Below are 8843 nucleotides of genomic sequence, written 5' to 3' on the forward strand. Positions count from 1 at the left end.
CTCGCCGACCGCGGCCCCGCCGGAGCCCCCGTCCCGCCCTCCGCCGTACGCCACTCGGGCCCGCCCACCACCGGGCCCGAGTACCTCGACGTGCCCCCGCAAGGCGTGACCCCGTGGGGCACCCCTGTGTCCGCGGCCGTGACGACACAGCCCGCGCCCGTCGCCCAGGGGCAGGCTGCAGAAACGGTCGTTCCGCAGGAGGCGCAGCCCGGCGCCGTCGTCGCCGAGACGCCGCAGGTGACGGAGTCCGCGCAGGTCACGGAGGCGGAGCAGGACGCCGAAGCCCTCCATGACGCCCAGGACGCCGCCTACGCCCAGGCCCAGGAAGCCGCGGTCGCCCAGTTCGCCACCGGTCAGGTGCAGGTCGCGGAGGCCGTCGCCCGGGCCACCGCCCCGCAGCCGGCCGAGGTACCGGTCGTCCCCGAGGTCGCCGAGGCCCAGCCGGTCGTCGAAGCGGCCGAGGCCCAGCCGGTCGAGGTGGTGGCTGTGCCGGAGGGTGCGGAGGCTCAGCCNNCACGCAGACGGTGGCTGAGCCGGCCACCGCCGACGCCCAGCCTGTGGCGCAGCCCGCCGCCGACGCCCCGCAGAGCCCCGAGCCCGCGGAGTCGGCACCGGACGCGCGGGCACCGGAGGAGGTCGCCGCCGTCACTCCGGGCGCTGCCGAGCCGCCCGCCGCCGGTACTCCCACCGAGTCCGCCCTCGACGCCCTTGTCGCCCGCGAGGCCCAGGTCCCGGAGACCACACCGTTCCCGCCCGCCGCGGAGGGCCCGGAGCCGATCCAGGCCCAGGTGCCCGCCGACGCCCAGGACGTCTCCCCGGTCCCGCAGCAGAACGAGGACGCCGCCCAGCCGGTCGACGCCCCCGCCCCGCCGCAGGCCGAGGCCGGGACCACGGCACCGGAGGCCGCGCCGGGCGACGCCGCCGATCCGGTCGCCGAGACCTCCGCCGCCGAGGCGGCGCCCGTTGCCCCCGAGGCGCAGGCGGCGCCCGCGGCTCCGGTCGCCGAGACGGCCGCCCCCGCCGACGAGCAGCCGGCCCCCGCCGCCGAGGGCGAGCAGCCCGCGGCCGACGCGTCGGGCGAGCAGACCGCCGGTGAGGCCCCGCCCGCCGAGGACGCGCAACCGCTGCCCGACGCGCCGAACGCCCAGCAGTCGGCGGAACCGCAGGAGGGGCAGGAGCCGCAGGCTGCCGAGACCCCGGCAGCGGAAACCGAGGAGCCGCAGCCGGTCGACGCCGCCGAGCCGGTCGCTGCCGAGGCCACAGCCGCCCCCGTCGAGCCCCAGCCGGACGAGCCCTCGGCAGTGGAGCCCGCACAGGCCGAGCCGGCGGCGGCCGTCGCGGAGGAGACCGCCGCCGAGCAGGCCGCCGCCCAGGAAGCCGTCGCCGAGGAGGCGCTGACCTCGGAGCCCGGGCAGGCCGAGCCCGAGCACTCGCAGCCCCCTGCGCAGGGCCCCCAGGCCACCGAGCCGGTCGCCCCCGCTGCGGACGCCGCCGAGCAGGCCCCCGAGGCCGCCGCCCCTCCGTCGGAGACCGAGGCGGAGGCCGCAGACGTAACCGTGGAAGCGCAGGAGGCGGACCAGCCCGGCGAGGCCGTTCCCGCCGAGCCCGCCGCCGAGGAGTCGCCTGCCGACGAGTCTGCCGTCGCGCAGCCCGCCGACCCGGTCGCCGCCGACGCCGTGGCCGCCGACGCCCCCCTGGCCGTGACGCCCTCCCCGCTCGACGCGCCCCAGGGCGCCGTCCTCCAGCCCTCGGCGGGGACCCCGGCCGACGCCCCGCACGCCGCCGACGCGGCCCAGGAGGCCGGGACCGAGCAGCCGACGGGTGAGTTCGTGGCGGTGGACGGCTCGGTGCCCGCCACCGCGGCGGCGCCCGGCGAGACCGCTGACGAGGCACCGGAGCAGGAGCCGCAGGCGGAACCCGTCGCCACGGTCCCCGCTCCCCGCGACTCCGAGGCCGAGACGATCGTCGTACCGCAGCCGGTCGCCGCCGCGGCCGAGCCGCGTCCCGACGTCGTCCAGAACGCGGAGGACCTGGACACCAGGGCCGCCGACCAGGAGGACGGCGAGGAGGCCGAGGCAGTGGAAGCAGCCGACGAGAGCGTGGCCGCGGTGGACGAGGCGTCCGAAGAGGCAGAGGCGGGGCAGCCCGCCGGCCCGGCCGCGCCGCCCTACGACGACGCCGAGCGCGAGGCCGTCCTCAAGGTCATGCGCGAGCGCCGCGACATCCGCAACGGCTTCCGCAGCGACCCCATCCCGCACGACGTCCTGCTCCGCGTCCTGGAGGCCGCCCACACGGCACCCTCCGTGGGCCACTCCCAGCCGTGGGACTTCGTCGTCATCCGCTCCGCCGAGACCCGCCGGACCATGCACGAACTGGCCCAGCGCCAGCGTGAGGCGTACGCCAAGTCGCTGCCGAAGGGCCGGGCGAAGCAGTTCAAGGAACTGAAGATCGAGGCCATCCTCGACACCCCGGTGAACATCGTGGTCACCGCCGACCCGACGCGGGGCGGCCGGCACACCCTGGGCCGCCACACCCAGCCGCAGATGGCCCCGTACTCCTCGGCCCTCGCCGTCGAGAACCTGTGGCTCGCGGCCCGCGCCGAGGGCCTCGGCGTCGGCTGGGTCAGCTTCTTCGACGAGCGCGAGATGGTCCGCGCCCTCGGCCTGCCCGAGCACCTGGAGGTCGTGGCGTACCTGTGCGTCGGGTACGTCGACGAGTTCCCGGCGGAGCCCGAGCTGATGCAGGCGGGCTGGGCCAAGCGCCGCCCGCTGTCCTGGGTCGTCCACGAGGAGACGTACGGCCGTCGCGCGCTGCCCGGTGCGGAGCCGCACGACCTGCTCGCCGAGACCGTCGCCGGGATCCGCCCGCTGGACGCCAAGGCGCTCGGCGAGGCGTGGGAGCGGCAGAAGCGCATGACCAAGCCGGCCGGAGCGCTCGGCATGCTGGAGATCATCTCCGCGCAGCTGTCGGGCCTGTCCCGCCAGTGCCCGCCGCCGATCCCGGAGCCCGCAGCCGTCGCGATCTTCGCCGGGGACCACGGCGTCCACGCCCAGGGCGTCACCCCCTGGCCGCAGGAGGTCACGGGCCAGATGGTCGCCAACTTCCTCGGCGGGGGAGCGGTCTGCAACGCCTTCGCCAACCAGGTGGGCGCCGAGGTGTGCGTCGTGGACGTGGGTGTGGCGAGCGACCTGCCCGCGACCCCCGGTCTGCTGCCGCGCAAGGTGCGCGCCGGTACGTCCGACATGACCACCGGTCCCGCGATGACCCGCGAGGAGGCCAAGAAGGCCATCGAGGTCGGCATCGAGACGGCCCGCGATCTGGTCGCCGCAGGGAACAAGGCCCTGCTCACGGGTGAGATGGGCATCGCCAACACCACGGCGTCCGCCGCGCTCATCTCGGTCTTCACCGGCGCCGACCCCGCCGAGGTCACCGGCCGGGGCACCGGCATCAACGACGAGACCCTCGCCCGCAAGACCGAGGTCGTCCGCCGGGCCATCGAGCTGCACCAGCCGGACCCGGCCGACCCCATCGGCGTGCTGGCCGCGATCGGCGGCTTCGAGCACGCCGCGATCGTCGGTCTCCTCCTCGGCGGCGCCTCCCTCCGCACTCCGGTGATCCTCGACGGCGTCAGCGCCGGCGCCGCCGCCCTGGTCGCCCGTGCCATCGCCCCCGAGGTCCTCGCGGCGTGCATCGCGGGCCACCGCAGCGCCGAACCCGGCCATGTGGCGGCCCTGAAGAAGCTCGGCCTGCGTCCCCTGGTCGACCTCGATCTCCGCCTCGGCGAGGGCACCGGCGCCCTCCTCGCCCTGCCGGTCGTCCAGAGCGCGGCGAGGGCGATGCACGAGGTGGCGACCTTCGACTCGGCGGGCGTCACCGAGAAGTAGACGCCCGCCGCCGAGGCTGAACGGAAGGGGGGCGGGGCCGGGGAGACATATCCCACCCCGCCCCCGCCACACCCTCGCCCGCGCAATAAAATCGCACGTCAGGGGCCGCTCCAACGCCGCAGGGGCTCCGTCCCGCACCGCCGCCACCAGAGGAGCCGCACCCTCATGGCCGAACATCCCGCCTACCCCGTGGGCCTCCGCCTCACCGGCCGCAAGGTCGTCGTCCTCGGCGGTGGCCAGGTGGCCCAGCGTCGTCTGCCCGCCCTGATCGCCGCAGGCGGCGACATCCTCCTCGTCTCCCCGACGGCCACCCCCTCGGTGGAGGCCATGGTCGACGCCGGCGAACTGACCTGGGAGAAGCGGCCCTACGCGGAGGGCGACCTCGCCGACGCCTGGTACGCCCTCATCGCGACCAGCGACACCGAGGCGAACACCCTGGCCTCGGCCGAGGCGGAGCGGCACCGCGTGTGGTGCGTCCGCTCCGACGACGCCGACGCGGCCACCGCCTGGACCCCGGCCACCGGGACCAGCGAGGGCGTCACCGTCGCCGTCCTCACCAGCGACGCCAAGGGCCGCGACCCCCGCCACACCGCCGCGATCCGCGACGCCGTGGTCGAGGGCCTCCGCGACGGCACCCTGGTCGCCCCGCACCATCGCACCCGTACCCCCGGAGTCGCCCTCGTCGGCGGCGGGCCCGGCGACCCGGACCTGATCACCGTGCGGGGCCGCCGTCTCCTCGCCGAGGCCGACGTGGTCATCACCGACCACCTCGGCCCGCGCGACCTGCTCGCGGAACTGCCGCAGAGCGTCGAGGTGATCGACGCGGCGAAGCTGCCGTACGGCCGGTTCATGGCCCAGGAGGCCATCAACGACGCCCTGATCGAGCACGCGCGGAAGGGCAGGTCGGTCGTCCGCCTCAAGGGCGGCGACCCGTTCGTCTACGGCCGCGGCATGGAGGAGGTCCAGGCGCTGGCCGAGGCGGGCATCCCGTGCACGGTCGTGCCCGGCATCTCCAGCTCCATCTCGGTCCCGGGCGCCGCCGGCATCCCCGTCACCCACCGGGGCGTGGCCCATGAGTTCACCGTGGTCAGCGGTCACATCGCCCCCGACGACGAGCGCTCCCTGGTCGACTGGCCGGCCCTGGCCAGGCTCACCGGAACGCTGGTGATCCTCATGGGCGTCGGCACGATCGGCAAGGTCGCCGAGACACTGATCGCGCACGGCAAGTCCCCCGACACGCCCGTCGCCCTGGTCCAGGAAGGGACCACGGCGGCCCAGCGCCGGGTCGACGCCACCCTCGCGACGGTCGCCGAGACGGTCGTCGCCGAGGAGATCAAGCCGCCGGCGGTCATCGTCATCGGCGAGGTCGTGACCGTGGGCCCGAACCCCAACAAGTAACCGCGGGTAACCCAACCCGTACCGAGCCGTTGGCACCACACCCAGGACAAGGCAGTATCACCCTGTGGCCGAACTCATCACCGTCGAGGACCCCGCCGACCCGCGCCTGCGTGACTACACGGGCCTGACCGACGTCGAACTGCGCCGCAGACGCGAACCCGCCGAGGGCCTGTTCATCGCCGAGGGCGAGAAGGTCATCCGCCGGGCCAAGGACGCCGGGTACGAGATGCGCTCGATGCTGCTCTCCGCCAAGTGGGTCGACGTCATGCGCGACGTCATCGACGAGCTCCCGGCCCCCGTCTACGCGGTCAGCCCGGAGCTCGCCGAACAGGTCACCGGCTACCACGTGCACCGCGGCGCCCTCGCCTCCATGCAGCGCAGACCGCTGCCGACGGCGGTGGACCTGCTGGGCTCCGCCCGCCGCGTCGTGATCATGGAGTCGGTCAACGACCACACCAACATCGGTGCGATCTTCCGCTCGGCCGCCGCGCTCGGCATGGACGCGGTCCTGCTTTCCCCGGACTGCGCCGACCCGCTCTACCGCCGCAGCGTCAAGGTCTCCATGGGCGCGGTCTTCTCCGTGCCGTACGCCCGCCTGGACGCCTGGCCGAGGGGTCTCGACGCGGTACGCGACGCCGGCTTCACCCTTCTCGCCCTCACCCCGGACGAGAAGGCGAAGTCCCTGGACGAGGCGGCCCCGCACAGGATGGACCGCGTCGCCCTGATGCTCGGCGCCGAGGGCGACGGCCTCTCCACCAAGGCGTTGGTGGCCGCCGACGAATGGGTCCGCATCCCCATGGCGCACGGCGTCGACTCCCTCAACGTGGGCGCGGCTGCGGCCGTGGCGTTCTACGCGGTGGCGACGGGCCGACCGCAGGCGTGACGGCGTGGCCGGGGGGCTGCGATTAACCCCCGGTACGCGGGGGCCGCGCTGTACGAAGCGGTCGCGGCCCCGAACCAGTCCGTCCCCCGGGGGCCCGCGCGACGGTCAGTCGCCGTCCGGCTCCAAAACCGTCCGCTCGTGCCGCACCTCGTCCACGCCGAGTCCGCGCGCCGGACCCTGACATCCCTGGGCCGCGGCGATGCCGAGCGCCGCCAGCAGCGTCACCACGACGAACACGACGAGCCGCTGGCGCAGCAGCCGCGGATTGGCGGGCCTGCGCCCGGTGCCGCTGGTACGGGGACCCGGACGCCCGGCGCCGCTGCGGGGCGCGGGCCGCTTCCCGGAGCCGGTGGCGCCGCGGCCCGAAGCGGGCCGGCCTCCGGGCCGGGAGCCACCCCCGGTCCGTGAATCCCCGCCGGTCCGGGATCCGCCCCCGGTACGGGGCAGCGGCGTCCTCGGCTGCGTCGCACGGGCCTCCGGCGGCTGCCGCAGCGTGCGCTGCTCGACGTACTGCTCGGCGAGCCGCCCCGAGGGCCGGTCCGGGTCGGTGCGCGGCGCGGGCGGCCGGACGTCCGACAGTCCCTGCGCCTCACGGGCGGCGATCTCCTTGAGCCGCAACGACAGTTGCAGGGTGCTCGGCCGCTCCTCCGGGTCCTTCGCCAGGCATGCCCGCACGAGCGGAGCGAGCGCGTCCGGCACGCCGCGCAGTTGCGGCTCCTCGTGCACGACCCGGTAGAGCATGACCTCCGAACTGCCGTGCCCGAAGGGGGAGTCGGAGGTCGCCGCGTAGGCGAGCGTCGCCCCGAGGGAGAAGACGTCGGTGGCCGGGGTGACGGCGGCACCGCGCACCTGCTCGGGTGCGAGGAAGCCGGGCGACCCCACGGCCGTACCGACGTGGGTCAGTGTCGAGGCGCCCGTCGCCCAAGCGATGCCGAAGTCGATGATCCGCGGCCCCTTCGGGGACAGCAGGATGTTGGACGGCTTCAGGTCGCGGTGGACGACACCGGCCTCGTGCACCGCCACCAGTCCCTCGGAGAGGGCGGCACCGACCGCGGCCACCTCGGCGGCCGAGAGCGGCCCCTCCTCGTTGACCCTGTCGTGCAGCGAGGGCCCCGGTACGTACTGGGTGGCGAACCAGGGCCGCTCCGCCTCCAGATCGGCGGCGACCAGCCGGGCCGTGCACCCGCCCCTGATCCGCCGCGCGGCCGACACCTCGCGCGCGAACCGCGACCGGAACTCCTGATCCTCCGCCAGGTCCGGCCGGATCACCTTCAACGCGACTCGCTGTCCACGCCGGTCGGAGCCCAGGTAGACAACGCCCATCCCGCCCGCGCCGAGCCGTCTGTGGATCCTGAACGAGCCGACGACGCGCGGGTCCTCGCGCCTCAGGCGCATCATCGCCATGTTCATCCCCGCTGCCCGTTCCGTCTGACGAGCCACAGCTTACGTTTCCACGGCCGGGCGTGCGCAGAGGCCGCGCCCTCGCGCCCCGATCGATTGTCGGCCCCGCGCACGCGACATGAAAGACGGTCAGGGAACAAGAGTTCGGGCAGGTGTTGGCTCCCTGATGATCTCAACGTCCGGACTGGCAGGGGGGATTGGCGAACCGGACGGAGGGCGGGTGAACAGGGTGTGGGACGTCGGGAACATGACATGCGGCGGTGGGGTGATCGTCTTCGTGGCCGACCGTCGGACGGCGTCGGCGGTACGCCGGGGCGCAGCGGAAGTGAGCGAAGTCACCCTCTTCCGTGCGCGCTCCCACCCTCCCGTGGCGACCCCCGACAGAAGGGACACTCCAGGCATCTCCCGGCCGTCCCCTCCGGGAAGACCCCGAGACCTAGGACCCCGTCTCCACCCTGGGGAGTACGCCGCACGTCATCGCTCATCCTCCGGGAGGCCCGCCAATCGGTACGAGGGCATGACGACCCCTCCTCGCCGCGCGCCTAGATTTGAGGTCAAGCGGCGGGTGCAGCACTCGTCCCCCGAGGTCAGGCACCCGCCGCTGCCAACGACAAGCACCACAGACAAGATCGGTCAGGAGGAGGGATCATGGCCCACACGGCACCGCGGACGGCGCTCCGCACGCGAGAGCGCAGGGTGTTCACCGCCGAGCGCGGGGCGGGCCGCCGCCACCCCTTGGTGGCGACCGCGATGGTCCTCCCCCTGGCGGCCCTGCTCGTGTACGCCTTCGGCGGCTGGGAGGCAGTGGTCACACAGGCGTCGTCCGTGGGTGTGATGCTGGGGCGCTGAGCGGCGACTCCAGGCCCGGAAGAGCGGTCCGGGTGGGGACATCCATCCATGAAACCCCGTGGGGACGGGGGTGCGGCGGACGGCAAATAGACGCCCGCGCAGCTGGGGAGCTGCGCGGGCGTTGTCTTTTGTCCCGCGAACCCAGCGACTCCTCATAGGGCCTGCCGCCGCCGTCCCTCCCGGCGGCGGACCGTCGTGCCGTCGGCGCCCGTTTGCGTAGGCTCACCGGCAGCGTGCCGTACCGTCCGCAGGGGGAGCCCATGACCACCACCGACGTCCTGCCCGCCCTCAGGGCCACGGTGCGGGGCGCGGCCCATCCGCAGGCGGCCCCCTGCTCCCACCCCGACGCCGTCCTGGCGGAACGAGAGGACGGTACGGTCGTCCGCCACGCGGACACGGTTGCCAAGGCCCACGCCCCCGACACGGAC

At 74.8% G+C, this 8843-nt stretch carries 4 protein-coding genes and 3 pseudogenes; 6 read left to right on the forward strand and 1 reads right to left on the reverse strand.

The genetic code is table 11. From position 1 onward, the window contains the following. The 4 genes and pseudogenes from AOK23_RS49095 to AOK23_RS37350 form a co-directional block, all read left to right on the forward strand. Positions 1 to 512, forward strand: a pseudogene (locus AOK23_RS49095) (nicotinate-nucleotide--dimethylbenzimidazole phosphoribosyltransferase); the annotation flags it as partial. Positions 513 to 514: 2 nt separating this feature from the next. After that, a pseudogene (gene cobT / locus AOK23_RS37340) lies at positions 515 to 3884 on the forward strand (nicotinate-nucleotide--dimethylbenzimidazole phosphoribosyltransferase); the annotation flags it as partial. A 165-nt stretch (positions 3885 to 4049) separates the two neighbouring features. After that, positions 4050 to 5282, forward strand: a complete 1233-nt coding sequence (gene cobA / locus AOK23_RS37345) for a uroporphyrinogen-III C-methyltransferase (protein WP_055716921.1) — start codon at positions 4050 to 4052, stop codon at positions 5280 to 5282. Positions 5283 to 5346: 64 nt separating this feature from the next. Continuing rightward, the gene (locus AOK23_RS37350) at positions 5347 to 6165 is read left to right on the forward strand and encodes a TrmH family RNA methyltransferase (RefSeq protein WP_055716922.1); all 819 of its coding nucleotides are present in this window, start codon (positions 5347 to 5349) and stop codon (positions 6163 to 6165) included. Between the two features lie 105 nt (positions 6166 to 6270). On the opposite strand, the gene AOK23_RS37355 is transcribed toward AOK23_RS37350, so the two are convergent. Next, positions 6271 to 7575, reverse strand: a complete 1305-nt coding sequence (locus AOK23_RS37355) for a serine/threonine-protein kinase (protein WP_055716923.1) — start codon at positions 7573 to 7575, stop codon at positions 6271 to 6273. 639 nt (positions 7576 to 8214) lie between these two features. Between AOK23_RS37355 and AOK23_RS37360 the strand changes: the two genes are divergently transcribed. Beyond that, the gene (locus AOK23_RS37360; protein WP_055716924.1) at positions 8215 to 8415 is read left to right on the forward strand and encodes a hypothetical protein; all 201 of its coding nucleotides are present in this window, start codon (positions 8215 to 8217) and stop codon (positions 8413 to 8415) included. A gap of 260 nt (positions 8416 to 8675) precedes the next feature. Continuing rightward, positions 8676 to 8843 (forward strand): annotated as a pseudogene (locus AOK23_RS50825) (aminoglycoside phosphotransferase family protein); the annotation flags it as partial.

It is taken from the genome of Streptomyces torulosus (assembly GCF_001419765.1).
GTDB lineage: Bacteria > Actinomycetota > Actinomycetes > Streptomycetales > Streptomycetaceae > Streptomyces > Streptomyces torulosus.